This is a genomic window from Limnohabitans sp., assembly GCF_040401495.1.
Lineage (GTDB): Bacteria > Pseudomonadota > Gammaproteobacteria > Burkholderiales > Burkholderiaceae_C > Limnohabitans.
The window spans coordinates 114,743-139,642 of record NZ_JBBAOI010000005.1 but is presented as its reverse complement, the minus strand read 5'-3'; the positions used below and the strand labels follow the sequence as shown (position 1 = coordinate 139,642).

Annotated in this window: 23 protein-coding genes; 13 read left to right on the top strand and 10 right to left on the bottom strand. The window is 54.9% G+C overall.

All coding sequences use genetic code 11. From position 1 onward, the window contains the following. The 4 genes from AC9UEO_RS05730 to AC9UEO_RS05715 form a co-directional block, all read right to left on the bottom strand. Positions 1–530 (bottom strand): UDP-2,3-diacylglucosamine diphosphatase (locus tag AC9UEO_RS05730; RefSeq protein WP_509530906.1); only part of this gene is annotated, 530 nt, incomplete at its 3' end. A gap of 96 nt (positions 531–626) precedes the next feature. Next, positions 627–2,090 carry a hypothetical protein gene (locus AC9UEO_RS05725; protein WP_509530904.1) on the bottom strand — a complete coding sequence of 488 codons (1,464 nt, stop codon included), beginning with the start codon at positions 2,088–2,090 and terminating at the stop codon, positions 627–629. A gap of 31 nt (positions 2,091–2,121) precedes the next feature. Beyond that, complete coding sequence (locus AC9UEO_RS05720) at positions 2,122–2,376, bottom strand: phosphopantetheine-binding protein (RefSeq protein WP_509530902.1); 255 nt, start codon at positions 2,374–2,376, stop codon at positions 2,122–2,124. Between the two features lie 25 nt (positions 2,377–2,401). Next, positions 2,402–3,970, bottom strand: a complete 1,569-nt coding sequence (locus AC9UEO_RS05715) for an amino acid adenylation domain-containing protein (RefSeq protein ID WP_509530900.1) — start codon at positions 3,968–3,970, stop codon at positions 2,402–2,404. Between the two features lie 95 nt (positions 3,971–4,065). On the opposite strand from AC9UEO_RS05715, the gene AC9UEO_RS05710 reads away from it, so the two are divergent. After that, a complete protein-coding gene (locus AC9UEO_RS05710; protein WP_509530956.1) occupies positions 4,066–4,704 on the top strand; it encodes an MBL fold metallo-hydrolase in 639 nt (212 codons plus the stop codon). A 12-nt stretch (positions 4,705–4,716) separates the two neighbouring features. Here AC9UEO_RS05710 and AC9UEO_RS05705 read toward each other — a convergent pair whose 3' ends face one another. Continuing rightward, positions 4,717–5,547, bottom strand: coding sequence for a M48 family metallopeptidase (locus tag AC9UEO_RS05705; RefSeq protein WP_509530898.1), 831 nt, complete (start codon positions 5,545–5,547; stop codon positions 4,717–4,719). A gap of 39 nt (positions 5,548–5,586) precedes the next feature. On the opposite strand from AC9UEO_RS05705, the gene AC9UEO_RS05700 reads away from it, so the two are divergent. Both AC9UEO_RS05700 and AC9UEO_RS05695 read left to right on the top strand, forming a co-directional pair. Next, positions 5,587–6,921 carry an AmpG family muropeptide MFS transporter gene (locus AC9UEO_RS05700; RefSeq protein WP_509530896.1) on the top strand — a complete coding sequence of 445 codons (1,335 nt, stop codon included), beginning with the start codon at positions 5,587–5,589 and terminating at the stop codon, positions 6,919–6,921. Positions 6,922–6,925: 4 nt separating this feature from the next. Further along, the gene (locus AC9UEO_RS05695; protein ID WP_509530894.1) at positions 6,926–8,245 is read left to right on the top strand and encodes a serine hydrolase domain-containing protein; all 1,320 of its coding nucleotides are present in this window, start codon (positions 6,926–6,928) and stop codon (positions 8,243–8,245) included. A 121-nt stretch (positions 8,246–8,366) separates the two neighbouring features. Here AC9UEO_RS05695 and AC9UEO_RS05690 read toward each other — a convergent pair whose 3' ends face one another. The 3 genes from AC9UEO_RS05690 to AC9UEO_RS05680 are packed head-to-tail and all read right to left on the bottom strand — an operon-like array spanning position 8,367 to position 10,998. Further along, the gene (locus AC9UEO_RS05690) at positions 8,367–9,233 is read right to left on the bottom strand and encodes an isocitrate lyase/PEP mutase family protein (protein WP_509530892.1); all 867 of its coding nucleotides are present in this window, start codon (positions 9,231–9,233) and stop codon (positions 8,367–8,369) included. Then, positions 9,230–9,757 carry a 3-isopropylmalate dehydratase small subunit gene (locus AC9UEO_RS05685; protein WP_509530890.1) on the bottom strand — a complete coding sequence of 176 codons (528 nt, stop codon included), beginning with the start codon at positions 9,755–9,757 and terminating at the stop codon, positions 9,230–9,232. The genes AC9UEO_RS05690 and AC9UEO_RS05685 overlap by 4 nt, the downstream gene beginning before the upstream one ends. Continuing rightward, entirely contained in the window at positions 9,754–10,998 is a 1,245-nt protein-coding gene (locus AC9UEO_RS05680; protein ID WP_509530888.1) for a 3-isopropylmalate dehydratase large subunit, read from the bottom strand. Before AC9UEO_RS05680 ends, AC9UEO_RS05685 begins: the two co-directional genes overlap by 4 nt. A gap of 164 nt (positions 10,999–11,162) precedes the next feature. Between AC9UEO_RS05680 and AC9UEO_RS05675 the strand changes: the two genes are divergently transcribed. Genes AC9UEO_RS05675 through AC9UEO_RS05655 form a run of 5 tightly spaced genes read left to right on the top strand, consistent with a single transcriptional unit; the run spans position 11,163 to position 15,587 of the window. Continuing rightward, complete coding sequence (locus AC9UEO_RS05675) at positions 11,163–12,296, top strand: ABC transporter substrate-binding protein (protein WP_509530886.1); 1,134 nt, start codon at positions 11,163–11,165, stop codon at positions 12,294–12,296. 19 nt (positions 12,297–12,315) lie between these two features. Then, a complete protein-coding gene (locus tag AC9UEO_RS05670; protein WP_509530884.1) occupies positions 12,316–13,182 on the top strand; it encodes a branched-chain amino acid ABC transporter permease in 867 nt (288 codons plus the stop codon). Then, entirely contained in the window at positions 13,179–14,114 is a 936-nt protein-coding gene (locus AC9UEO_RS05665; RefSeq protein WP_509530882.1) for a branched-chain amino acid ABC transporter permease, read from the top strand. Before AC9UEO_RS05670 ends, AC9UEO_RS05665 begins: the two co-directional genes overlap by 4 nt. Next, the gene (locus tag AC9UEO_RS05660) at positions 14,111–14,887 is read left to right on the top strand and encodes an ABC transporter ATP-binding protein (RefSeq protein ID WP_509530880.1); all 777 of its coding nucleotides are present in this window, start codon (positions 14,111–14,113) and stop codon (positions 14,885–14,887) included. The genes AC9UEO_RS05665 and AC9UEO_RS05660 overlap by 4 nt, the downstream gene beginning before the upstream one ends. Beyond that, positions 14,880–15,587, top strand: a complete 708-nt coding sequence (locus AC9UEO_RS05655) for an ABC transporter ATP-binding protein (protein ID WP_509530878.1) — start codon at positions 14,880–14,882, stop codon at positions 15,585–15,587. The genes AC9UEO_RS05660 and AC9UEO_RS05655 overlap by 8 nt, the downstream gene beginning before the upstream one ends. 7 nt (positions 15,588–15,594) lie before the next feature. Here AC9UEO_RS05655 and AC9UEO_RS05650 read toward each other — a convergent pair whose 3' ends face one another. Together AC9UEO_RS05650 and alr are read right to left on the bottom strand one after the other, a co-directional pair. Further along, entirely contained in the window at positions 15,595–17,223 is a 1,629-nt protein-coding gene (locus tag AC9UEO_RS05650; protein WP_509530876.1) for a Vgb family protein, read from the bottom strand. A gap of 117 nt (positions 17,224–17,340) precedes the next feature. After that, complete coding sequence (gene alr, locus AC9UEO_RS05645) at positions 17,341–18,438, bottom strand: alanine racemase (RefSeq protein WP_509530874.1); 1,098 nt, start codon at positions 18,436–18,438, stop codon at positions 17,341–17,343. A 131-nt stretch (positions 18,439–18,569) separates the two neighbouring features. Here alr and lplT point away from each other — a divergent pair, with 131 nt between their 5' ends. The 5 genes from lplT to AC9UEO_RS05620 all read left to right on the top strand — a co-directional run bounded on the left by lplT (position 18,570) and on the right by AC9UEO_RS05620 (position 24,880). Continuing rightward, positions 18,570–19,874 carry a lysophospholipid transporter LplT gene (lplT, locus tag AC9UEO_RS05640; RefSeq protein ID WP_509530872.1) on the top strand — a complete coding sequence of 435 codons (1,305 nt, stop codon included), beginning with the start codon at positions 18,570–18,572 and terminating at the stop codon, positions 19,872–19,874. Between the two features lie 4 nt (positions 19,875–19,878). Then, the gene (locus AC9UEO_RS05635; RefSeq protein ID WP_509530870.1) at positions 19,879–20,754 is read left to right on the top strand and encodes a DMT family transporter; all 876 of its coding nucleotides are present in this window, start codon (positions 19,879–19,881) and stop codon (positions 20,752–20,754) included. Positions 20,755–20,788: 34 nt separating this feature from the next. Next, positions 20,789–21,274: a glutathione peroxidase gene (locus AC9UEO_RS05630; protein WP_509530868.1), complete on the top strand. Its 486-nt coding sequence runs from the start codon at positions 20,789–20,791 to the stop codon at positions 21,272–21,274. A 68-nt stretch (positions 21,275–21,342) separates the two neighbouring features. Beyond that, a complete protein-coding gene (locus AC9UEO_RS05625; RefSeq protein WP_509530866.1) occupies positions 21,343–23,097 on the top strand; it encodes a hybrid sensor histidine kinase/response regulator in 1,755 nt (584 codons plus the stop codon). Then, a complete protein-coding gene (locus tag AC9UEO_RS05620) occupies positions 23,087–24,880 on the top strand; it encodes an ATP-binding protein (RefSeq protein ID WP_509530864.1) in 1,794 nt (597 codons plus the stop codon). Before AC9UEO_RS05625 ends, AC9UEO_RS05620 begins: the two co-directional genes overlap by 11 nt. Positions 24,881–24,900 lie beyond the last annotated feature (20 nt).

Below are 24,900 nucleotides of genomic sequence, written 5' to 3'. Positions count from 1 at the left end.
ACAAAGTTCAAGGCTTTCTTGACCTTGCTCTTTAAGTATGCGGACAGCGACCAATAGGGCAAACCCATGTATCGGCGAACACGGTTGAAATGCCGGTTCAAGCGTAAGGCCATTTCATACAAAGTGTCGCCAAGGTAGGCCAGCCATTTGGCGTACTTGACCACCGCATCGAAATAGTCGCCATGCACCAACCAAAATTTGCGCCCATCAAGCATGGTGTGAGAGGCCTCTTCCACCACCTCGATGCCGCCAAAGTGGTGATCGACAAAGTCACGAGCAAACTCGTCGTGGTTGCCAGGCACATAAACCACATGGCAACCCTTGCGCACACGACGCAAGATTTTTTGCACCACATCGTTATGCGCTTGTGGCCAATACCATTTGCGACGCAATTGCCACCCATCAATGATGTCGCCCACCAAATACAAGTAATCGCTGGAGTGCGATTTGAGAAAGTCTAGGAGGGCGTCGGCTTGGCAGCCTGGAGTTCCCAGGTGCAGATCGGAAATAAATACAGCTCTGTAGTGCATCAATTTTGTAGGTTGGTTTTATGAGCCACTCCAAAGAATGGGCCAACTCAAGTCGATGCTAATGGCGCTTTATGTCGGTTTGATGAATAGCAAACCTTATGCAAGCAACTGAAACATGCCCGCCAAATAATGCATACGCTCAAAAAGCGTGTGGTTGCGAGACTCATCACTGAATATATGCAATACCGTGACAAACCCCCAAACGACAAAAAAGGACTGAATGCGACCCCAGATGGTGGGCGATGGTTTGTATCCCGCATTGGCCCGAACTTGTGAAATGCCAATCCCTGTCGCCAAAACCACACAATAAAACAGATAGCTGGAAAAAGTCTCGACAACGCCCGTGAAACCGATCGATTCCATCAAATCTATTTCACGCATAAAGTGAAACAAGGCATTTCCCATACCCGCCGCCATGAATGTCGCAAAGAACAGGCGCAATCGTGGGTGTTTTTTGAAAACCGAAAAAAAAGTAGGTATGAAGAAAAAATCAACCAACAGTTCCTTGAAATAGTAATGAAACCGGTTGAAATAATCGATCAGTGTTCTCGACTCCAGTGGTCGCCAGGTTAAGCGATGCAAACGAAAACCGGCCAATCGAGCCACGCCGACAATGAAACACCCATAGATAGCTGTTCGAAAGGTATATGCGGCGACAGACCAAATCAAGGAGGCCCATTCCATGCCTACTGAATACGCATGGTTTTGAAATGAGGCGTCCATCGCGTCGGACACGCTGGGTATATGGAGGTAATCCTCACAAAGCCACCTCAACACAGCTTTTGCCGCCATTAATACGTTTGCCCATAGGAGCAATTTCAAGCCTTTGATCTGGGTGATCGCCATCTCATTTTCGTTTTTAGCAAGCACTTTGCGTAAGTAAGCCGCACCCTTGCCTATGGGGGTGGAGCTTGTCCCGCCACCCAGGCGATGGAATGTGCCCAATTGAAACAAGTCGCTGCTTCGGTCTTTGGACCGCTGGTCCACCAGTGCATAGGCCAAAAACCAAAAATACGTTGTCAGCACACAAAGCAAGGACCACAGTGCCAAGCGGGTGTAGCCATTAAACATACCTCTGTATGACAGCAAGCACAAGAAAATTTCTATACCGAGCAATGTAAGCACGGGATGCTTTGCGAGCAAAGACTGCTTGTAATGTCGAGCAAGGGCCACAAGCCCCCAAGACATGAAAATAAAACCAATTAATGCAACGTAACCTAGACCAACAAAAGACAGTTGGGTAAGCCCTTCATGTGCAACTGCCTCATTGATGGCGTCGTCAATCGACGCATGCGAAAAGAAAAACGCTCCCACATAGGTTGAGACGAACAAGGTAGCGCTACGCCAAGGGGGGCAATAGGCAAACAAAGCCATTGCCGTTAGCACGAACAATGACTCCTTCCAGTCCTGATGAGTCGATAGTGCAAGAAAGGACAAAATGAATATCGCCATCTTGCCTGTCAGGGTTTGCGCCCATTCAACAACCGCTTGACGCTCTTCAATCGCCCAGACCGAACGCATCCCTTGCACGTTAGAAGGGGAAGCTTTTATTTCATTCATATTGTCTTCGTAGCCCTCAGCTTCTGTGAGGTCAAGCTGGTACTTGGGACTCAACGAGCAACGCAATCTCTTGAACCGAGTCAATTAAATGGACATCAAAATCAGTGCCTTTAAAGTTGACTGTAAATTCATTTTCAAGGTATACGACCAGCATCATCATCGACACAGAATCGAGCCTGCCGCTCACAAAGAGTGAATCGTTATCGTTCAGTGGGTGGCTATCCCCTTGTTGCTTTAAAGTGTCGAGCAAATAGGCTTTGATCTTTTGTTTGTGATTGTTTTCCATTCATTACTTTCATGTCATTTGGTTTTTATGTGGTCGCTTCTGCAGATTCTTTAAGTAATTCGGCCAAGGCTTTGCGGTCAACTTTGCCGCTGGCATTCAAGGGCATATGTTCCAAAGCAATCACTCGGTGGGGCACCATATAGGGCTGCAATGTCTTTTTTAGCCCTGCGACCAATTCGCCATAGTCCATCGCAGAACCCGCCATAAAACCGACGATACCTTTGGCCACACCGTCAACGATAGGCCAAGCCACGGCAGCCACAAGGTCTCGGCCACAAACCAAGCGCAATGCAATGTCAATTTCTTCCAATTCGATACGGTAGCCCGAGACCTTGATCTGGTTGTCTATGCGGCCTAGAAAATGGAACTCACCTGAAGCGTCCCGAACAGCCGAGTCACCTGTCAGGTACCAACGCTTTCCATTGAACAAGGGGAATTTTTTGGCGCTGAGCTCAGGTGCGCCAAGGTAGCCTAGGGCCAATTGCACGCCACCAATGACCAACTCGCCGGGCACGCCGTCTGTCAGTTCTTTGCCCGTGCCATCCACAACCATCGCCTCGCATCCGCCAAGAGGTGTCCCAATCGACACAAAACCCCGCCCGCAAGTGATGGGTTCATTGCGTGCAAAAACCTTGGCCAAGCAGAAAACAGTGGCCTCGGTTGGCCCATACAGATTAACGATTTCTGAGTTAGGTGCCACCTGCTGCCACTGGAGCGCGGCACTTTCTGGCAAAGCCTCTCCGCCAAACACCGACAGCCGCAACTCTGGCAAGCTACCCGCCTCCAAGACTTTGATCTGTTGCAACATACCCACCAAGGATGGAACCGAGTTCCACACGGTCAGGTGTTCGGTTTGGGCAAACTTGACCGCATTCATGACTAAATTTGCAGGAAGAATATAAACCGCAGCTCCCACTTGCCAAGTGGCGAACATATTGTGAACAGATACGTCGAAAGTGATTTCGCAGGTTTCTAAAGCTCGGTCTGTTGCTTGCAAGTTCAGTTTTTGAGCAACGGTTTGAATGTAATTGCGCACAGACCCTGCTGCAATCATCACGCCTTTGGGTGCACCGGTTGTGCCAGAGGTAAAAATCACATAGGCGAGATCGTCTGCATTGACTTGGACAGGTTCTTGAAAATTGACTGGCTTTTGTTGAGCCAAGGCTTGCGGCGAAGCCTCTAGGTCAACACGAATGAGCAACTTGGGACAAGCCGCCAATACGCTATCGGTGAGCAATTTGGCGCCCTCGGCGTCGACGATGATGGCGCTGAATTCGCAAGCCGCCAAAATAGCAAGAAGTTTATCTTTGGGAAGTTTTAAGCCCAAGGGCACATAGGCTGTGCCAGCCCAGCAAGCACCCAAAATAGCGACAGCGGCATCCGTGCCGCGACAAGCCAAGACGCCCACCTTGACGGGCTTGATCGCGCGATTGGGCCAATCAGGCGACAGCGCCAATCGTTGGGCCACTGCTATTGCTCGGCCGGCAAACTGCGCATAACTGAGCGACTGCCCTTGATGAACAACGGCGACGGCGTCAGGCGTCGTTTGGCTGTGCCACCATACGGCTTGGGCTAAATTGAAGTTGTTTTGCATTTTTAATATTTTTAATGATTTTTTTAAACTTAAAAATTAGTTTTAAATAACGCTAATTATTTATTGCTTGTTTGTCGAGCTCCATAATGGCGTCTATGCTCCATTACGAAACCATCCCCGTCACGCCTTTTCAACAAAACTGCTCTGTGGTTTGGGAAGACGTTGGCATGACGGCGGCGATCATAGACCCAGGCGGCGACCTCGATGTGCTGCAAAGCGCTTGCAAGCAACTCGGCGTCACATTGGTGGCCATTTGGATCACCCATGCCCACATTGACCACGCTGGTGGTACCGCCGAGTTAGCCGACAAATTGCAACTGCCCATCATTGGGCCGCACCCAGGGGACCAGTTTTGGATTGATGGCCTGAAAGACGCCGCGGCCAGTTATGGCTTTACACCGTCCCGCGCTTTCACACCCACACGGTGGCTGAGCGACGGCGACACGGTAGCCTTGGGTGCACACACCTTGCAAGTACGCCATTGTCCTGGGCATACCCCTGGCCACGTGGTGTTTTATTCGCCCGATATCAAGCGTGCGTTTGTCGGCGATGTGCTGTTTGCCGGCAGCATTGGCCGCACCGACTTTCCCCAAGGTAACCACCAAGATTTGCTCGACAGCATCACCCAGCGTTTATGGCCCATGGGCGACGACACGGTGTTCATCCCAGGCCACGGCCCCGAGAGCACCTTTGGCCGCGAGCGGCGCAGCAACCCTTATGTGGGTGGAACCTAAGACACGCCGCGCCTAAGGTTTGGCTGCTTGCTCGTACAAATGCTCGACCTTGGGCAAATTCGCTTCGATGTCTTTGATGCGGGTGCTGCCTGAAGGATGGGTGCTCAACCACTGCGGCGGTGCACCTTTGTTGGCGGCACCCATTTTTTGCCAAAGGCTGACACCCGCGCGCGGGTTGTAACCGGCGCGCGCTGCCAACTCCATACCCACCAAATCGGCCTCGCTTTCGTCCTCGCGGCCGAACTTCAGGGTCAACAGGTTAGCGCCTTGCATGGCCACTGCGTCGGTCACACGTGGGTCTACCCCTAAATACACCGAGGCCAATGCGCCGCCAATTTTGGACAAGGTGTTGGTGGCCATGCTTTTACCCATGCGCTCTCTTGCATGCTCTCGCAGTGCGTGGGCGATTTCGTGTCCCATGACCATGGCGACCTCGTCGTCGGTGAGGTTCAGCTTGTTCAAGATGCCATGAAAGAAGGCAATCTTGCCCCCAGGCATACAAAACGCATTGATTTGGTCTGAGCCAATCAGGTTGACCTGCCAATTCCAGTCTTTGGCACGCGGATTCCATTCGTAGCTGAACGGAATCAACTTCAAAGCAATTGCACGCAATCGAACCACCTGTGGGTGGTCGTCGGGTGCCAACGCGTTTTTCTCTGAAGCCTGCTTAAGCATTTGGCTGTACTGTGTGTAAGCAGTGTTTTCCACTTCAGTGGAGGGCACCAACTTCGCAAAGCTGGACTGCTTGCCCACCTCCACCCCATCACGGGCAAGCGCATCCAAGCTGTAAACACCCGCCATGCAAAAGGCGCAGTGATGGAAAAAAGCACGTTTGGTCAACATAAATTCAAGCTGCGGTCTAGAAGATGACAATACAAGGGTATGAACGATAACCTATCTGCCACTTCCAAGCTGCCGTCTTGGCAAGACACCTTGCTGATTTACCTAAGCCCGTCCAGCCTGCGCATGTTGGCTTTGGGGTTTTCGGCAGGTTTGCCACTTTTACTGGTTTTGGGGACGCTGAGTTTCAGGCTGCGCGAAGCGGGCATTGACCGCGCCACCATCGGTTTTCTCAGCTGGGTGGGGCTGGCTTATGGTTTTAAATGGGCGTGGGCACCCTTGGTGGACCGCTTGCCTTTGCCGGTGTTGACACCGCTGCTGGGGCGGCGACGCAGTTGGTTGTTATTGGCGCAAGTGGCTGTGGTGGCAGGTCTGCTGGGCATGGCGTGGAGCAACCCGCAAGATTCACTGACGCCCTTGGTGGCTTTTGCGCTGCTGGCGGCTTTGGGCTCGGCCACCCAAGACATTGCGCTGGATGCTTTTCGCATCGAGTCGGCGCAAGCCCGATTGCAAGCCGTGCTGGCTGCGAGCTACCAAACCGGCTACCGCTTGGCCATGATTTGGGCGGGTGCGGGTGTGTTTTGGATAGCGGCCCGCGCCGAAGTCGGCGGTTTGCCAGCGGGCACCTACCAAGACTCGGCTTGGAGTGTGGCCTACATCGCCATGGCCTTGTCGATGGCGGTGGGCATGGTCACAGTGTTGTTTTCTAAAGAGCCAGCCCATACGGAGCTGCCCCCTGCGCACAGCTTGCAAGAATGGCTGCAGCTAGCGGTGGTTGCTCCCTTTAGCGAGTTTGTGCGTCGCTACCGTTGGCACGCGGTGTTGCTGTTGGCCTTGATAGGTACCTACCGTATCAGCGACATCGTCATGGGCATCATGGCCAACCCGTTTTATGTGGACATGGGTTACACCAAAGAAGAGGTGGCCACCGTCACCAAACTGTATGGCGTTGTGATGACCTTGGTAGGCGCATTTTTAGGTGGTGCCATGGTGCTGCGGTTTGGTGTGATGCGTGTGCTGATGCTGGGCGCGGTGCTCAGCGCCTTTACCAACCTGCTGTTTGCTTGGCTGGCCTTGCACGGCCATGATGTCTATGCCTTGATCGGCGTAGTATCTGCCGACAACTTGGCCAGTGGCATTGCCTCCGCCGCCTTCATTGCGTATTTGTCGTCACTAACCAATGTGCAGTACTCGGCCACGCAGTACGCGCTGTTTAGTTCGCTGATGCTGCTGTTGCCGAAGTTTTTGGCGGGCTTTTCAGGCTTGGCGGTGGACGCCGCAGGCTATGCTTGGTTTTTCACGGGTACGGCTTTATTGGGTGTGCCCGTTTTGCTGCTGGTGTGGTTGGCCAGTCGCTTTCATTCTTCAGGAGACTAGACCTATGTTGCAAACCTTCCCCACCCGCCGCCTGACCCTTCTTGCAGCCGCCTTGTTATTGCAAGCAGGATGGGCATGGTCGCAAGCCTTGCCTGTGGCCACGCCCGAGTCGGTGGGCGTTTCGAGCAAGCGTCTGGAAAAAATCTCGCAAGCCATGCAAGCCGAGGTGGAGCAAAAACGCTTGCCCGGCGCGGTGGTGATGGTGGCGCGCAAAGGCAAGCTGGTGTATGCCCAAGCCTTTGGCAAGCTCAACAACGGCAGCGATGCACCCATGCAACTCGATTCGGTGTTTCGCATTTACTCCATGACCAAGCCGCTGGTCTCTACCGCTTTGATGATGTTGGTGGAAGACGGCAAAGTGCAACTCACCGACCCGGTGTCCAAGTACCTGCCCACGTTCAAAAGCCCCATGGTGAGCGTTGCCTCACTCGATGCGCCTTACAACGGCGTGAGCTTCAAGCTGGTGCCTGCCAACAAAGAGCCCACGGTCCAAGATTTGCTGCGCCACACCTCGGGGCTGGCCTACGGTGAACTGACCAAAAACACCTTGGTGAAAGACGCTTACACGCAAGCCGGCATTTACCAGCCCAGCATCGACTTTGATGCCCGAACCCCCAGCAGCGCCGAAATGGTGGACCGCTTGGGCAAAGCGCCACTGGCCCAACAGCCCGGCACGGTGTGGGAATACAGCTTGTCGGTGGATGTGCAAGGACGCATCATCGAGGCCGTGACCGGACAACGCTTGGGCGACTTTTTGCAAGCGCGGCTGTTTCAGCCTTTAAAGATGAAAGACACCGGTTTTGCAGTAAGCGCTGCCAACCTCCCACGTTTGGCTGAGCCTTTCCCCAAAGACCCCGCCACGGGTGCGGCGGTGAAGTTGATCGATGTGAGCCAAGCCCCAGGCAACGATTCGGGTGGCGCAGGTGGTTTGAGCACCGCGGGTGACTATCTGCGCTTTTGCCAAGCGATGTTGGATGGCGGACAACTTGATGGCGCTCGCATTGTGTCGCGCACCACGGTGCGTCTCATGACCTCGGACCATTTGGGCAGCACCATTGCCACACCTGTGTCGCCTGGACAGTTGCTCTTAGGCACGCCCGGCTACACCTTTGGTTTGGGCTTTTTGGTACGCCAAGCCGATGGCATCGCCGCCGTGCATGGCAGCGCAGGAGAGTTCATGTGGGCGGGCTATGCGGGTACCTATTTTTGGGCCGATCCTAAGGAGCAGACCTGCGTCGTGCTGATGACCCAGTCCAGCGGTCCCTCAAGGGTGGTTTACCGCCGCATGATGAAGGCTTTGGTGGCGCAGTCTTTGGTGGATTGATCTTCACTGCGAAGCCCAAGGCTGAAGCAGTCTGGGGATTGCTTCGCTGCGCTCGCAATGACGGCCTTTTGTAATGAAAACGCTTTGCAATGTCGGCGCTTTGCGATGACAGGGCTGCGTTTTATTTACCTAGCAAAAACTGGTTTTGTAGGGCCTCGACCTCGGCAAAGCCAATGAATTTTTTGAAGTCATTCATGTCGGTGACAGGCAACGGTAAATGCTCAGTGCTGTGCTGCTGATGCAGGGCTTGGAAGTTTTGTCGCAAGCTGTGCGTTACCGTCATCAAGCCCACCAAGGGGTATACCGCCAAGCCTGCAATCGCTTGGATATCGGCGGGGGTCAGGTCTTTTTCCAACCAACCCAGCAACTGCAATGACAAGGGTACGCCGCAGGCCTCACGCAAGCGTTTCAAATCGGCCAAGTTGGTAAAGCATCGGCTGATAGGCTGAATGATGTCGGCGCCAGCTGCCACATACGCTTGGGCGCGGGTAATGGCGTCTTGCACATCCACAGCGTCGGTGCGTGCCACGATCACCAAATTGGGGTCGCGCCGCGCATGCACCGCCGCTTTGATCTTGGCCGCGCCCTCTTCAAGGGGCAATATGCTCAGGGTGGTCGCCACGCACGGGCAGCGCTTGGGTACCTCTTGGTCTTCAAAAATCACCGCACTGGCACCGGCTTGTTCAAACTCACGCACGGTACGCATGACGTTGATGGCGTTGCCATAGCCCGTATCGGTATCGGCCACCACGGGCACCGTCACCGCATTGGCAACATTGCGCACCACGCCCAAGTTTTCGGTCATGGTGTAGAGCTCTACATCGGGCAAGCCCAAGAGCGAGGCAGATACCGCAAAGCCTGAAGTCATCACCGCTTTAAAACCCGCCTCTTGCGCAAGCTTGGCCGACAGCGCGTCGTACACGCCAGCGGTCCAGACGGTGTGGCCATTGCGCACCGCATGGGCAAAATCTGCTCGGTAAGAAGTCATGTGCTATCCTTTTGTCGGGTGTGTTTCAAATAAGCCATGATGCCACCCGCGGCCAACATGTCTCTGTCGCCCTGCGAATACACCTCGAAAGAGCGCTCGGCTTGCTGGCTGTGGTTGAGAAGCACATGGCGTGTCCAATCCACTTCCAACACATCCCAGCGGCGCACAAAAGCCAGCACGCCTGGACAGGCAATTTGCACAAAGCCCATGGCCATTTCGCCGCGCCAGTAGCCAGGGGAAAAGCTCTCAGCAATCACCGCTGAAATCCCCAAATACCGCATCCCAATCATGGGCGGGTAGTGAGGATGGCCATAACCAAAATTGGCTGCACCCACCAATACATCGCCTGCTTGCACCACTTGGGCAAACTGCGGGTCATAGCTTTGCATGGCCACCGCGGCCAGTTCAGCAGGGTCACGCAACTTGATGTTTTCCACGCCAATGATTTGGTCAACATCAAAATCCACCTCTTCAAACACAAAAGCCACACGACCTTTGACGGCGGGCAAAGGCAAATCGCTCATAGGTACTTGCGCGGGTCGGCGATGTGCCCTTCAATGGCAGCCGCCGCCACCGCCATGGCGTTGACAATGTAAATTTCCGAGTCGGGGCTGCCCATGCGGCCTTTGACATTCAAGGTGCCGGTAGACACCGCACGCTGCCCTGCCGACATCACGCCAATGCGCCCAAAGCAATAGTCGCAAGAGGGCGAGCTGACAAAAGCGCCGGCGGCGACCAAGTCGGTGAGGATGCCCTCGGCCGCGGCTTGGCGCATGATCTCTTGGCTGGTGGGCACCACATACAGCTGAAAGCTAGGGTGTACCTGCCGCCCTCGCAACACCTGCGCTGCAGCTCGCAAGTCTTCGATACGCCCCGAAGCGCATGAGCCCAAGTAGCCTACTTGCACAGGTAGCCCCAAGTGGTCCGACAAATCGCGAGTGTTGGCGGGGCTGGGTGGCACCACCACCACTGGCTGTAAATAGCTGATGTCGATGGTGTGTCTTGCGGCATACACCGCATCGGCATCGGAATACACTGGCTCGACATCCAGCAAAGAGCGCCCCTTGGTATAGGCCAAGGTCAGCGCATCGGGGTTGATGATGGCGCTGATGGCACCCGTGAACATGGCCAAGCAGGTGAGTGTCTGGCGAGCATCAATGCTCATCTGCTGCACCGCCTCGCCACCAAACTCCAAGACCTGAAAGCGACAACTCGCCGCACCCAGCACCCGCACGATGTGGTGAAACACATCTCGTGCCATGACGCCAGCGGGCAAGCTGCCTACCAAGTCAATGCGGGTGGTGTGCGGCACTGCCAATCGGATGCGGTCGTTCACAAAAGCCTCGAGCAAATGCCTGCGCACACCTAGCGCCAGTGTTCCAAACGTGCCCAGTTGCGAAATGTGGCCATCGAAATGCACCACAAACGCCCCGGGCGTGGCGTATCCCAACTCGGCCGCCACTTGATGACCAATGCCCTTGCGCTCGAACACAGGCACATGGTTGGCCGCCCCCCAATCTCGGGTATTTTGATGAAGGTCCTCTTCTTGGGGGGTAATGGCGGGCACCATGTGGTCAATGAACAGCGCAAAACGCTTGGGTTCGGCCACTTTGTCGATGCCAAAGTCGTTCTTCATTTGCTGAAAAATCACATCGGTGTAACCGGGGAAATCGTAGGCCACCACAAAGTCAGGCTTGGCCTCAATGTTGTCGCCAGCGCGCACCTGTGAGCGCCCACTGGTGCGTGCCAAGATCTTCTCAACCATCGTCAAACCCAATGCGACTCCTTGTGCTTTGTTTGCAACCCTAGTTATTGTGCACCCACACCAAGGATTAAGTGTTTACCCGATGGGGTGGCGGCAAGCCCAAAGGTCACAATCGAAAGGTGGCCATTGCGCCTGGTTTTTTGTGTATTTAACGGATTCGAATCATGCGTTTTTTCAATGGCTTTTTGTCATCTTTGGTCTTGCTCAGCGCACTCAGCGCGAACCCTTTGAGCGCTTGGGCTCAAGCTAAACCGCCGGTGCGTATCGCCGCCATAAACCCTTTGTCGGGTGCGGGTGCGTTTGACGGGCAATTGGCGCTCGAAGGCATGCAAGCCATGGTCGCCATCATCAATGCCCAAGGCGGCGTGCTGGGGGGTCGCATGTTGGAATTGGTGACCTATGACGACAAGGGCACACCTGAGGAAGGCGTGTCTGCTACCAAGCGAGCCATTGAGCAAGACAAGGTGGACTTGCTGGTGGGTGGGTGGTTCAGCGCCGTGGCGCTGGGTCAAAAAGAAGTGACCCGAGACAAAATCATTCACATCGTGACCTCGTCCCAACACCCCAAGGTGACCGAGGAAGGCCACAAGCTGCTGTTTCGCTTGAACGCCACCTCGAGCATGATGTCCGAGCGCTATTCCAAGTTCATTTGCGAACATATCAAGCCCAAGTCAGTCGCCTTCATCACCATCAATGACGACTACGGTCGCTTGGAGGTTGAAAACTACACCAAGCTGCTGGGCGCTTGCGGCATAGAGGTGAAAGGCAATGAGTTTTATAACCGCACGGACAATGAATTCACCACGGCCCTCACCACAATCAAAAGCCTAGGTGCCCAGGCGATTTATGTCTCTGCCATCAACACATCGCAAGGCGCCACCATTTACCGCCAACTCAAGCAAGTCGGTTACCGTGGTGCTGTCATCGCTTCAGCAGGCAATATGAACCCGAAATTGGTCGAACTCTCCGGCCCCTCCATCGAAGGCGTTTACTCGGTGTCGCTGTTTGCGCCTGACAGCCAACGCCCCATGGCTCGCAAATGGATGACCCAGTATGCACAGATGTTCAAAAACGAACCCTCCTTCATTGGCGCTTTGGGTGCGCAGTCGGTGGAGTTGCTGGCAGCGGCCATCGACAAAGCTGGCGACGCTCGCAACTACGCCAAGATCTCGGCTACTTTGCGCAGCCAAAAATGGGACACGCTCTTGGGCGACATCAGCTTTGACGACAAGGGACAGGCGGCGCAAAGTATTTACTTGGTGCAAGTGAAAGACAAAAAAATCATCGGTGTGAAGTAACTCTTCGCCGCAGTCTCTGATGCTTTTTTTGCAGCAACTGATTAATGGACTGGCCAATGGCATGGGCTATGTGCTCATAGCTGTGGGGTTAACCTTGGTGTTTGGTGTTTTGCGCATCGTCAATTTTGCGCACGGCGAGTTTTATATGCTGGGTGCCTATGCCACTTATTACGCTATGAGCCTGGCTGGTCTGTCCTACATTCCAGCGCTGTTGCTGGCCACGTTGCTGGTAGCAGGCTTGGGACTGCTGGCCAACCATTTCTTTTTTGCGCCGCTGCAAAAAGAGCATGAGTTCACGATTTTGCTCAGCAGTCTGGGCTTGGCTTTGCTGCTGGCGCACAGCGCTGAGGCCCTCTTCGGCGCCGACCCCAAATACTTGGACACCCCTTACGCCGATGCCACACTTGACTGGGGCGACATCACCGTCACCGAGCAGCGCTTACTCATCGTTGGCGTGGCCTCGCTGTTGATCTTGCTGGTCTATGCCTTCATACGCTACACCCGCATGGGACAAATGATGCAAGCCACTGCGCAGCATCCCGAAGGGGCGGCGCTCACGGGTATCAACACCCGTTTTGTACACAGCTACACCTTTGCGCTGGCTTGCGCTTTGGCGGCCTTATCGGGCGCCTTGGTAGGGCCCACCACCATGCTGTTTCCCACGGTGGGTGACTGGGCGGTCCTCAAAGGATTTATCGTGGTGGTGATGGGTGGCTTGGGCAGCATCACTGGTGCACTGCTGGGAGGCTTGATCTTGGGCGTTGCCGAGGCTTTGGGTGGCAGTTACATCTCCATGGGCTTCAAAGATGCGATTGGCTACGCCATCATCATTGCCGTCTTGCTTTGGCGACCCCAAGGTTTGTTCACCCCGGGGGGGGGGCGTTGAGCAGCCTCAAGCCCTTGCATGGCGTGGCCGTGGGCTTGTTGCTGTTGCCACTGGCCATGGGCAACGACTATGTGTTGCACATGCTCACCCTGTGGGTCTTGTACAGCTTATTGGCCTTGAGCTTGAATATCGTGGTGGGCCTTTTGGGCGAGCTCAGCTTTGGCCACGCGGCGTTTTTTGGCGTAGGGGCCTATACCTCTGCGCTGTTGGTGATGCAGTGGCATTGGCCGTTATGGCTGGCACCTTTGGCGGGTGCCGCGCTGGCGGGTCTCTTGGGCTGGCTAATTGGCTATGTGTCGCTGCGCATTGTGGGGCCGCAGTTTGCGATTTTGACGTTGGGGTTTGGCGCCATCGTGCTGACGATTACCAATTACTGGGTGGATGTCACACGCGGCCCCATGGGCTTGTCGCAAATACCTGCGTTTGCCTTGCCGTCTTGGGGTTTAGATTTTTCTCTCGCCGCGCATATGTACCCCTTGGCTTTGCTGCTGCTGGGCGTCACGTTGTATGGCTGCCATGTGTTGCAGCACAGTCGCCAAGGAAGGGCCTTTGTGTCCGTTCGTGAGAACCCCGAACTGGCAGCCTCCGTAGGCATCCATGTGTTTCGCACCAAGCTCTTGGGTTTTGTGGTGGCCACGGCCTTGGCCGGTTTCACGGGCGCCTTGTATGCGCATTATTTGCGTGTCATCACCCCCGATGTGATGTCGCTCACGTATATGTCGGCCATGCTCATCATGGTGGTCATCGGTGGCAAGGGTAGCTTGTATGGCCCGGTGCTGGGTGCTTTGCTCTATACCTTCATGTTGGAAGCTTTGCGTTCAACAGGTGCTTGGCGTATGGTGGTGTTTGCCGCTTTGTTGATTGCCAGCGTGGTGTTTTTGCCTGGCGGCTTGGTCAGCTTGTGGCGGCGGCGCAAAGAGGCGGCGGCATGAAGGCACCCCTGTTACAGGTCAAAGCTTTGAGCAAACGCTTTGGCGGTTTGCAGGCGGTGCAAGGCGTTGACATGACCGTGGCCGCTGGCGAAGTGGTGGGCTTGATTGGCCCGAATGGGGCTGGCAAAACCACCCTGTTCAATATGCTGGCCGGCAGCATGTCGCCAAGTGCTGGCGAGTTGTTTTTTGATGGTGAAGATTGCACGGGTGCAACAGCACACCAAATGGCGCAGCGGGGCATGGCCCGAACGTTTCAAATCACCAGTGTGTTTGCGGGTTTGAGCGTGTGGGACAACGTCTTCGCTGCCACTTATCGGCATCAACATGCCTCTTGGGTCTCGGCTTTTTTCCAAACTCGCAGCTACCAAGCCGAGCAAGCGCAGATGCAGCAGCGCACCGAAGATGCGCTGCGCCAAGCCCAGTTGCTAGAGCGTAGAGACGATCTGGCGCAATCGCTTCCTTATGGCGAGCAACGCAAGCTAGAGATCGCCATCGCTTTGGCCTGTTCACCACGTTTGCTGCTGCTGGATGAGCCAGCCGCGGGTATGAACCCCGAAGAGGGAGTGAAATTGGTGCAACTCATCCGCGGCTTGCGTAACCAAGGCATGGCGGTGTTGTTGGTTGAGCACCATATGCGGGTGGTCATGGGTGTATGCGACCGCGTGGTGGTGATCAACAGCGGCGAAAAAATCGCTGAAGGCTCACCGCATGAAGTTGTGCAGCACCCCGAAGTGGTCAGGGTTTATTTGGGTCGTGAGGCGGTTCATGCTTGAGCTGCGCCAAGTGTCCATCCACTACGGCAAACGCCAAGCGGTGAGCGAGGTGAGGTTGCAAGTTCAGGCGGGTGAAATTGTCACCTTGGTGGGTGGTAATGGCGCTGGCAAAACCACCACCCTCAAAGCCATCTCGGGCTTGTTACCCCTGTCTGGCGGCGAGATATGGTGGGATGGTGAGCGCATCGATGGGCTGGGTTCGCATCAGATACTTGCCAAAGGGGTGGCGCACGTGCCCGAAGGTCGCTTGCTCTTCAAAGACATGACGGTACTGGCGCACCTGCAACTTGGCAACCTGCGTTCGCCGCTAGGAGCACAAGGATTGCGCGACAGCTTGCAACAAATGTTTAAGCTATTCCCCATCCTTGAGGAGCGGCAACTGCAACTGGCCGGCACCTTGTCGGGCGGGCAGCAACAAATGCTAGCCATTGCACGCGGCTTGATGGCCAGGCCTCGCTTGCTGATGTTGGATGAGCCTTCGCTGGGCTTGGCACCCATCGTGGTCGACACCTTGGCCGACATCATCCGCTTGCTGCACTCGCAAGGCATGTCGATTTTGTTGGTCGAGCAGCGGGTGGACTTGGCGCTGCAACTGGCGCAACGTGCCTATGTGATGGAAACCGGCCGCATCACCTTGAGCGGGGATGCGGCCGACTTGCGAAGCAACCCTGAGGTCAGGCAAGCCTACCTCGGGCTGTGAAGCAAACTCAGTTGGGTTTGATTTTGTAAATACCGCTGTCGCGGTCCGCGCTGAAGTACACCGTGCCATCAGCTGCAACAGCCACACCAGTGGTCAAGTAAGGGGGTGGCAAGCCAGGGCCGCCTTCAAAGCCAATCGGCAAATCCGACGCAATCACACGCTTGGCACCGTTAGCAGGATCCACCTCGGTCAAGGTACGGGTTTTGGTTTCGGCTACGATGAATTTGCCAGCAGGCGTTTGCGCAAGACCCTCGGGTGCGGCCAAGCCTTCGGCGATGGTTTTTTGGCTCCAATCGGCGGGGTTCACGCGAATCAAACGACCTGCCAACTCGGTGATGTACAAGGCGCCGTCTTTGCCAATGATCATTTGAGTGGGGCCTTGCAAGCCGGTGACCACTTGTTTTTTGTCATGCAAATCTTTACCGCTGAGTTGCGTAACCGATCCAGCGGCCAACTCCAACACCAGCACGCTGCCATCAGGCATCTCGACCGCATCCATGGGTGCGCCCAAGCCATGTGCAATGGCTTTGGTGCTCTTGTCTTTGCGGCTCATCACCTGCACGGTGCCAGTGAACCAGCTGGAAAGAATGTAGTTGTCTTTGGACAAACCCACAGCAAATGGGTATTCCAATACATCGCCTTGCATACGACCGATATCAGTCAAAGCACCGGTGGCGGTGTCCACCGCACGGAAGCCAAACAAGTGGGCCACGTACAAGGTTTTGCCGTCTTCAGACAGCTTGATGCCCCCAGGTGCGGACATACCGCCTTTGGTGATTTGCGTGACTTTGCCTGACTTGGCGTCCACCTTTTGCACGCCGTTGTCGACCATGTTGCTGACAAAGATATTGTCGTCTTTGTCCAGCGCCAAGTTGTCTAAGCCGGTGGAGAGTTGAGCCACCTTGGTGCGTTTGCCGTCAGCAGGGTTGATGCGATAGAGCTCACCCACTTTGGTGTCGATTGCCCAAATATTTCCCTTGCTGTCGTAGTTGGCCGCAGCGGGTGTTTTGAATTCGCTGTTGACGACTTTCATCTCGCCATCGGCGGGGTTGATCTTGACGATTTGTCCCTTGAACCACAATGGCCCCATGATCCAACCATCGGCGCCAACCTCAAAACCGTTCAAGCCTCCCATGTCTTTTTTGATGAGACGCGGCGCGGCAACACCAGACACATCGATTTCCCACAAGGCGTCGCCCAAGAACACTTGGCTGGCGTAGAGCTTGCCAGTTTTTTGGTCGAATGCCAACGAGTTGATGCCGGGCAGGTCTTTGGCCAACATGCGAATGGGGGCGCTGTCGTTGTCGCGGATGCGCACGATGCCTTGCAAGAAAGAGGTGTAGGCCATTTCGCCTTTGGGACCAATGGCGATGTCGTCGGCTTGTCCCTCGGGCGAGGCGATCAAGTTCGTGCCTTTGCCGGTCTTAATATCGACTTGGGTGATGGATGCGCCCACCACGCTGCCCACCAGTAAGCGGCCTTGGCTGTCAATGGTCAAACCATTGGGGCCTTTGAATGCCGAGGGTGCCACTACCACTTGGGGTTTGCCGTAATTTTGGGCGAACGCAGCAGCGCCCGTCAGAACCATGGTGGCCAGTGCGACCGCTTTGAGTGTGGGTTTGAACATTGACAGCATGCCTGAATTCTCCATAGGGGGGAACAACTGAAACAAATTGGTACAAGCAATGTAAATCCAGTCTGCCCAACATCTAACCATCGTTTACCCGCCCTATTTATCTGAATTTGACCATGATTAATTTTCTTGAGAGACAGGCACACGTGGTGCTAAGGCACACATGAGTTCATAGCCCACAGTGCCTGCAGCAAAAGCCACCTCGTCAATGCTGAGCACCTCGCCGGTGCTGGCTTTGCCCCACAAAGTGACATCGCTGCCAAGCGTGGCTTGGGGTGCGCTTGAGAGTTCTACACACAACATGTCCATGCTGACACGCCCAACCGTTGAACAGCGCACGCCACCAACCAACACCGGTGTGCCACTGGGCGCATGGCGGGGGTAGCCATCGGCATAACCACAGGCCACCACGCCGATGCGCATGGCATGAGGCGCTTTGAAGACGCCGCCATAACCCACTTCGTCGCCCACCTTTAAGTCTTGCACGCTGATGAGTTGGCTACGCAAACTCATGGCTGGCAGCAAGCCCCAATGCGCAGCATTGTGCAAGGGATGGTCGGGCGCGCTGCCATAAAGCGCAATGCCTGGGCGCACCCAATCACCCAACACCACTGCATCGCTGCCGTGGCGCAACACAGCGGCGCTGTTGGCCAAACTGCGCTCACCTTGAAGGTCATGGCTGGTGTGCTGAAACACCTGCAGTTGCTCGCTCACGCCTAAGTCGTCATCGGCATGGGCGAAATGGGTCATCAGGGTAATTTCATCCACCTGAGGTAATGCGTTCAAACGCACCCAAGCCGATCGAAACCGCTCTGGCGCAAAGCCCAAGCGGTTCATGCCCGTGTTCATTTTCAAAAATACACGCTGCGGCGCTTGGGTTTTGTGGCGGCTCAGCATATCGATTTGCACTTCGTTATGCACCACATGCCACAGGTCTAAACGGGAACACAGCTCCAAATCGCGCGGCTCAAACACGCCTTCGAGCAACAACAGCGGGCCGCGCCAGCCCATATCACGCAAAATTTGTGCTTCGGTCAAATCCAGCACCGCAAAACCATCGGCTCCGCGCAAGCCTTCAAAAACCCGCGCCACACCATGACCATACGCATTGGCTTTGACCACCGCCCAAACACGGGCGTCTGCTGCGGCAAGCCGCACCCGAGCTAGGTTGCTTTGCAGAGCTTGGGGGTGAATAACGGCATGTAGAGGGCGAGGCATGGGGGCAATTGTCGCAGGCTCAGATAAGCGCAAACGGCATGATATAACTCACAAGCACTCAGGGCTTTCGCCCCTGTTTCTCCTTTCATGCACTCTTTCTTGAACCGCCTCACCTACTCTCCTCTGTCCTTATGAAGCGCGGTTTTTACACCATCATGGCGGCGCAATTTTTCAGCTCGCTGGCGGACAACGCCTTGTTTGTGGCGGCTGTCGAGTTGATCAAAGCAGGCGGCGGCGGCGAGTGGCAAGGCGCCGCTTTGGTGCCCATGTTTGCCTTGTTTTATGTGGTGCTGGCGCCTTTTGTAGGCGCTTTTGCTGACTCGCGCCCCAAGGGGCAGGTCATGTTCATGAGCAACGGCATCAAGGTGCTGGGTTGTTTGATGATGCTGTTTGGCTCACACCCCCTGCTGTCCTACGCCATCGTGGGCTTGGGTGCTGCCGCGTATTCGCCTGCCAAATACGGCATCCTGACCGAACTGTTGCCGCCTTCTTTGCTGGTCAAAGCCAATGGCTGGATAGAGGGCCTGACCATTGCCTCCATCATCTTGGGCGTGTTGCTGGGCGGTCAATTGGTCGGGCCGCACATCGCAGGCTTTTTGCTGAGCTTTGATTTCCCACTGATTGATACCCCTATCGACACCTCGCCAGAGGCTGCTATTTGTGTTTTGGTTTTCATATACGCCCTAGCGGCTTGGTTCAACACCCGCATTCCCGATACTGGCGTAGCCCTGATCCCGCTCAAGGCCCATCAGCAGTATTCTTTGGCCTACCACTTGCTGGCCTTGGTACCCGATTTTTGGCGATGCAACCAACGCTTGTGGCGTGACAAATTAGGGCAAATTTCTCTGGCAACCACGACTTTATTTTGGGGCGCAAGTGGCAATTTGCGCTACATCGTGCTGGCATGGAGCGCGGTTGCCTTGGGCTACACCACCACGCAAGCGTCATCCTTGGTCGGCGTCATCGCCATTGGCACCGCTGTGGGGGCGATAGTGGCGTCTATGCGAACACGCTTGACCGATGCCCCTCGTTTGATGTTTTTAGGCATTGCCATGGGCTTGCTGGTGCTGGTGATGAATTTCATCGATAACGTTTGGGTTGCTGCACCTTTTTTCATCTTGCTGGGTGGTTTGGGTGGGTTTTTGGTGGTGCCCATGAACGCCTTGTTACAACACCGCGGTCACAATCTGATGGGGGCAGGACGCTCCATCGCAGTGCAAAACTTCAATGAGCAAGCCTGTATCTTGGCGCTAGGCGGGCTTTATGCGCTAGCCTCTGCGCTGGGCTTGAGCCCGTTTAACGCCATTGTTTGTTTTGGCGTTATTGTGGCGGGCAATATGTGGCTGATACAGCGCTGGCACCAAAGCAACTGCAAGCACCACGCACACGAGGTTGAGCGCTTGCTCGACATCGCCCGCCAAGACCCTTCGCATTGAACCCATGACCACCACTTGGGGGCCGGTGCTGGGTCTGCTGTTCAACGCCTTGGTGTTTGGTCTGAGTTGGTGGCCTTTGCGCAAGATGCAGATGCTAGGCCTACACCCTTTGTGGGCCACCGCTTTCATGTACGGCTTCGCTTGTGTTTGCATCACGGTGCTGCGTCCCCGCACGTGGCGCGGCATGGTAAAGCACCCCGCGTTGTGGTGGCTGTTTTTGGGCTCGGGCTTGACCAATTTGGGCTTTAATTGGGCCGTCACCTTGGGCGATGTGGTCCGGGTGGTACTGTTGTTCTACACCATGCCCGCTTGGTCGGTGTTGTTTGCTTGGTTGCTGTTGAATGAGCGCCCCACGCGCTGGTCGCTGCTGCGCTTGGCGCTGGCTTTGTGCGGTGTGGCGCTGGTGCTGAAAACACCCGAGATGGCCTGGCCTTGGCCCGCGTCAGCCATGGACTATCTGGCGCTTTTAGGCGGGGCCAGTTTTGCCCTGAACAATGCCATGCTGAAAAAGCTTTCTCACCTGCCTGAGGCCGATCGCATGGCGGGCATGTTTGGCGGAGGCATGGCCTTGACCGCTTTGGCCGCACTGGCGGGTGCACCGTCTGGTTTAGTGGTGTGGCCGCAAGACGCCACTTGGTGGCCCTATGCCTTGGGTTTGGCAGTGCTGCTGCTGGCCTCCAACCTGAGTTTGCAGTTTGGGGCGGCACGTTTGGCTGCCAGCACCACGGCCTTGGTGATGTTGTCGGAAATTGTGTTCGCCACGCTTTCATCGGTGGCGCTGGGCGCGTCCGAGTTGAGTACCCGCAAGTTGGTGGGCGGCTTGCTGATTGTGCTGGCAGCGGCGTTGGCGGCTTGGCCCAGCAAGAAACAGCCAGATTAGCGACAATGCTTCTCTTAATACGCGGAGAACACCTATGGCATCTGTTTATGACTTTGAAGCGCAAACCATCGACGGCCAAAGCGTGGCTCTGAGCGCCTACCAAGGCAAAGTGCTGTTAATCGTCAACACCGCCAGTGCCTGTGGCTTCACGCCGCAGTTTGCGGGACTTGAAAAACTGCACCAAGACTATGCCGACCAAGGCTTGGTGGTGCTGGGCTTTCCCTGCAACCAGTTTGGCAGCCAAGACCCTGGCAGCAATGAAGAAATCGGCACTTTTTGCCAAAAAAACTATGGCGTGTCTTTTCCCATGATGGCCAAAACCGAAGTCAATGGCGCTCAAGCGCATCCGCTGTACCAATGGCTTAAAACCCAGGCGCCAGGCGTGCTGGGCAGCGAAGGCATCAAATGGAACTTCACCAAATTTTTGATTGCCAAAAACGGCACGACCGTCAAACGTTACGGCTCCATGGACACCCCGGCTTCAATCAGCCAAGCTATTGCACAAGCTTTAGCTATTTAGCTCTTTTTTGTAAATACTGAGCAATACTTTAGGTTTTAAATTGCCCTGGCCATCGTTATCATGCAGACATGCATGCTTTGGCTGGATTTTTTGCCCGACACTGGCCCGATGATTTATCGAGTCAGCGGCATTTTATTTTGCGCGGATATATCTGCGTAGCCTTGCTGACGATTGGTGGCTTTTGCTTTCTTGCTGGCCCTTTTGAACAAGTTCCGCTCAGTTTGCTGAGCATGGCCTTGCTGTGCTTGATCAGCACTTTCTATATCTGGCGCAACTGGCCCGTGGCAGTGGTCACCCACGCTTTGCTGGCGGTGTGCTTCTCCCTGATTTACATCACATGTATGAACACCGGTGGTTTGGCCTCGCCGCAAATTCTGTGGCTGGGCATTTTGGCCCTGCCCTGCTTGATCTTGATGGGTTTCAAAGAAACCTTTATTTGGTTGGCGTTGGTGATGAGCGCCATTGGCAGCTTGTTTGCCTTGACACTTTTTGGCTTTTTACCCAGCGATTTCGCTTACCAAGAACAACATCTCAATTGGGCGGCGATTTCACTGATGTGTGTAGCGGCCAATGTTTTTTGGGTACCGGTGTTTTATTATGTTTTAAACAAAAAGCAACTGATCCGTCTGAAGGAAAGAAACTTTGAACTCGAGAGCAGCCGACAGGCTTTGCTGAAATCAGAGGGCTACAAAGACGAATTTGTAGCTGCGGTCGGTCATGAGTTGCGCACGCCGATGAACGCTATTTTGGGTTTCAACGATGTGTTGCTTGAAAACATGCACCTTGGACCGCAGGAGCTGGAAACGGTGCGGCTGATTCGCCAGTCCACTGACAAGCTGCTGAAGTTAGTCAACCAGATTTTGGATTTTTCCCAACTCCAAGCCGGTCGCTTGGTGCTCAACCCTGCACCTGTTCGGGTGTCCGATGCATTGGCGCAATGTCGCGCCAACTTCACGCCTGCACCGCACAGTGCAGTCAGCTTGGTCACCGAACTCGACCCCAGCATTCCCGACTGGGTCAGCTTGGATGCTGCTCGCTTGAAAGAAGTACTGTGCCATTTGCTTGACAACGCTTTCAAGTTCACCGCCCAAGGCGAGGTGCGGCTAAGCTTGACGCGGGAGGAAAATGAGTTGCTGTTTGAGGTCATTGACAGCGGCGGCGGCATCCCAGAAGCGTTGCAAGAGCACATCTTCAAGCGTTTTGAGCATGCTGACCAAGCCACGTTGCGCCAGTTTGGCGGCACCGGTTTAGGCTTGGCTATCTCTAAGCAATTGGTGGCATTGTTTGGCGGCAGCATAGGCCTAGAAAGCAGGCTGGGTCAAGGTTCAAGGTTTTGGTTTCGTGTGCCTTTGGTGGCCTGCTCAGCGCCTGCTTCACACGCACTCAGCACCCATGCGCCCGATCTAAGTAACTATGCGCTGCGCATCTTGGTGGTGGACGACAACCCAGTGAATCTGCAAGTAGCACGCTATGTGTGCCAAAGCATTTGGCCACAGGCTCACATTGTTGACACCGCCAGTGGTACTGAGTGCCTTAAGTTGCTCCAGCAGTCGCCTTTCGATGTGGTGTTGATGGATATGTTCATGCCTGGCATGACTGGCCCGCAAGCGTGCCAAGCCATACGCCAGCAGTTGCACGAACCCATCTGCCATATTCCCGTGATTGGCTTGACCGCCAGCACCCACGCACAAGACCGTCAACTGTGTTTGGAAGCGGGGATGAATGAGGTCTTGCCCAAACCGATGGACAAGCTTAGCTTGGCTGCCACCGTCAACAGCTTGGTGCATGCCGCCATGAACGCCAAAGTCGATCATGTCGCCTAAACAAGACGCCAATTTCAAATCAACGTGGTGGGACATCGTCCTGCCCGCTTGGTTGCCTGAAAAATTTCGCACCACCCACATAGGCCCTTTTTTGATCATCGTGTGGGCTATTTCTGCGGGTCTGTTGCTGCTGTCTTTGCTCAGCCCCAACGAGGCCTCGCAGACAACTTTGCGCCTCACGGCTTGCGCATTTTTAGTGTTGAATGGAGCGGCCATCATTGGCTTGCCAGTGAGTGTCGCGGTACACATCGGTTTGGTGATCAGCAGTTTGCATTTGCTCAACGAGGCTTTCCATTCTGGCGGCATGTTTTCAGTAGCTATGGCCTGGTTTGCATTGCTGCCTTTACTGCCTCTTTTTGCCATCGGTGTGGCCCATGCGGTGGCGTGGTTTATCGTTTCCTTGCTTTGCTATGCAGGTGTTTGGTGGGCCACCGCCGAAGGCTTGTTCCCGCAGAGCTTTACCACCAGCAGCGCTATTCACCTCTACAGCGGTCTGAGTTACTTGATGAATTGCTTGATCATGCTGGGCTTGCCGCTGTTGTCTGAACGGGTGTTTCAAAACACCCTTGAGCGCACCCATGCCCATGAGCAAGAGTTGTTGAAGCTACAGGCTGATTTGCTGCGTTCGCAAAACTTCAAAAACTCCTTCATCTCTACCCTCAGCCATGAATTGCGTACGCCATTGAATGCGATTTTAGGTTTCAACGATTTGCTGGTGGGTTCCTTGAAAAACAACCCCCAGGCTTTATCGTTGGTGAAGCTTTCACACCAGGCCGGCGAACACTTGCTGACGGTGATCAACGATGTGCTGGATTTTTCCCAAATGCAAATGGGACATCTCAATATCAACCCCGAGCCTTTTGAGCTGCGCACTACCGTCACCAGCGCCTTCAAACTGTTCGAGCAAAAAGTCGACAGCATGGACATCGATTACCGCTTGCGTGTAGCCGACGATGTGCCCATCACCATCATCACCGACCGGCACCGCTTGACGCAAATATTGGTGAATCTGTTGGGCAACGCCGTTAAGTTCACGCACAAGGGGTCGGTGAGCCTGCGGGTGCGACGCGAAGGTGCATCGCTGATGTTTGAGGTGCAAGACTCCGGCATTGGCGTGGCCGCTGACCGTATCGAGAAAATTTTTGAACGCTTTGAGCAAGCCAATGTGCAAACTGCCAGCTTGTACGGCGGCAACGGTTTGGGTTTATCGATTTGCCACCAACTGGTACACCGCTTAGGCGGCACCATGGGGGTAGAGAGTCAACTGGGCCAAGGCTCAATGTTTTGGGTGCGCTTGCCCTTGCTTGAGGCCCCAGCACCCATGCCTGCCTTGGACTCGGCACAAAGCAACCGACATTGGCAAGACATGCGACTGCGGTTTTTGGTCGTCGATGACCATCCGGTTAACCGCTTGCTGGCGTGCAATATCGTGCAGGCGCAATGGCCCAAGGCCTATCTGTGTCAGGCCAGCCAAGGCGAAGAAGCCTTGGCTTGTTTGCGCCGCGAACGTTTTGATTTGGTCTTGATGGACATGGTCATGCCCGAGATGGACGGGATCGAGGCCACTGCGCATATCCGTCAGCACATGAAACCACCCATGCAACAAGTGCCCGTGATTTTGCTCACCGCCAATGTCAACGCCCAAGACCATTTGCGCGGCCTGCATGCGGGCATCAATGCTTTGATGGTCAAGCCTTTTGACCGCTTCAAGCTGTGCGCTTTGATTGAAGAGCAGCTCCTGACCTCGGCGACGTTTTTACAACGTTTGGCCCAAGAAGCTTAAGGCGTCCTCATCACTTGAAG

Excerpts from the sequence above, each read along its gene's own strand:
- AC9UEO_RS05725 (WP_509530904.1), bottom strand. The coding sequence starts at position 2,090 with ATGAATGAAATAAAAGCTTCCCCTTCTAACGTGCAAGGGATGCGTTCG.
- AC9UEO_RS05720 (WP_509530902.1), bottom strand. The coding sequence starts at position 2,376 with ATGGAAAACAATCACAAACAAAAGATCAAAGCCTATTTGCTCGACACT.
- AC9UEO_RS05715 (WP_509530900.1), bottom strand. The coding sequence starts at position 3,970 with ATGCAAAACAACTTCAATTTAGCCCAAGCCGTATGGTGGCACAGCCAA.
- AC9UEO_RS05710 (WP_509530956.1), top strand. The coding sequence starts at position 4,066 with ATGCTCCATTACGAAACCATCCCCGTCACGCCTTTTCAACAAAACTGC.
- AC9UEO_RS05705 (WP_509530898.1), bottom strand. The coding sequence starts at position 5,547 with ATGTTGACCAAACGTGCTTTTTTCCATCACTGCGCCTTTTGCATGGCG.
- AC9UEO_RS05700 (WP_509530896.1), top strand. The coding sequence starts at position 5,587 with ATGAACGATAACCTATCTGCCACTTCCAAGCTGCCGTCTTGGCAAGAC.
- AC9UEO_RS05695 (WP_509530894.1), top strand. The coding sequence starts at position 6,926 with ATGTTGCAAACCTTCCCCACCCGCCGCCTGACCCTTCTTGCAGCCGCC.
- AC9UEO_RS05690 (WP_509530892.1), bottom strand. The coding sequence starts at position 9,233 with ATGACTTCTTACCGAGCAGATTTTGCCCATGCGGTGCGCAATGGCCAC.
- AC9UEO_RS05685 (WP_509530890.1), bottom strand. The coding sequence starts at position 9,757 with ATGAGCGATTTGCCTTTGCCCGCCGTCAAAGGTCGTGTGGCTTTTGTG.
- AC9UEO_RS05680 (WP_509530888.1), bottom strand. The coding sequence starts at position 10,998 with ATGGTTGAGAAGATCTTGGCACGCACCAGTGGGCGCTCACAGGTGCGC.
- AC9UEO_RS05675 (WP_509530886.1), top strand. The coding sequence starts at position 11,163 with ATGCGTTTTTTCAATGGCTTTTTGTCATCTTTGGTCTTGCTCAGCGCA.
- AC9UEO_RS05670 (WP_509530884.1), top strand. The coding sequence starts at position 12,316 with ATGCTTTTTTTGCAGCAACTGATTAATGGACTGGCCAATGGCATGGGC.
- AC9UEO_RS05660 (WP_509530880.1), top strand. The coding sequence starts at position 14,111 with ATGAAGGCACCCCTGTTACAGGTCAAAGCTTTGAGCAAACGCTTTGGC.
- AC9UEO_RS05655 (WP_509530878.1), top strand. The coding sequence starts at position 14,880 with ATGCTTGAGCTGCGCCAAGTGTCCATCCACTACGGCAAACGCCAAGCG.
- AC9UEO_RS05650 (WP_509530876.1), bottom strand. The coding sequence starts at position 17,223 with ATGCTGTCAATGTTCAAACCCACACTCAAAGCGGTCGCACTGGCCACC.
- alr (WP_509530874.1), bottom strand. The coding sequence starts at position 18,438 with ATGCCTCGCCCTCTACATGCCGTTATTCACCCCCAAGCTCTGCAAAGC.
- lplT (WP_509530872.1), top strand. The coding sequence starts at position 18,570 with ATGAAGCGCGGTTTTTACACCATCATGGCGGCGCAATTTTTCAGCTCG.
- AC9UEO_RS05635 (WP_509530870.1), top strand. The coding sequence starts at position 19,879 with ATGACCACCACTTGGGGGCCGGTGCTGGGTCTGCTGTTCAACGCCTTG.
- AC9UEO_RS05630 (WP_509530868.1), top strand. The coding sequence starts at position 20,789 with ATGGCATCTGTTTATGACTTTGAAGCGCAAACCATCGACGGCCAAAGC.
- AC9UEO_RS05625 (WP_509530866.1), top strand. The coding sequence starts at position 21,343 with ATGCATGCTTTGGCTGGATTTTTTGCCCGACACTGGCCCGATGATTTA.
- AC9UEO_RS05620 (WP_509530864.1), top strand. The coding sequence starts at position 23,087 with ATGTCGCCTAAACAAGACGCCAATTTCAAATCAACGTGGTGGGACATC.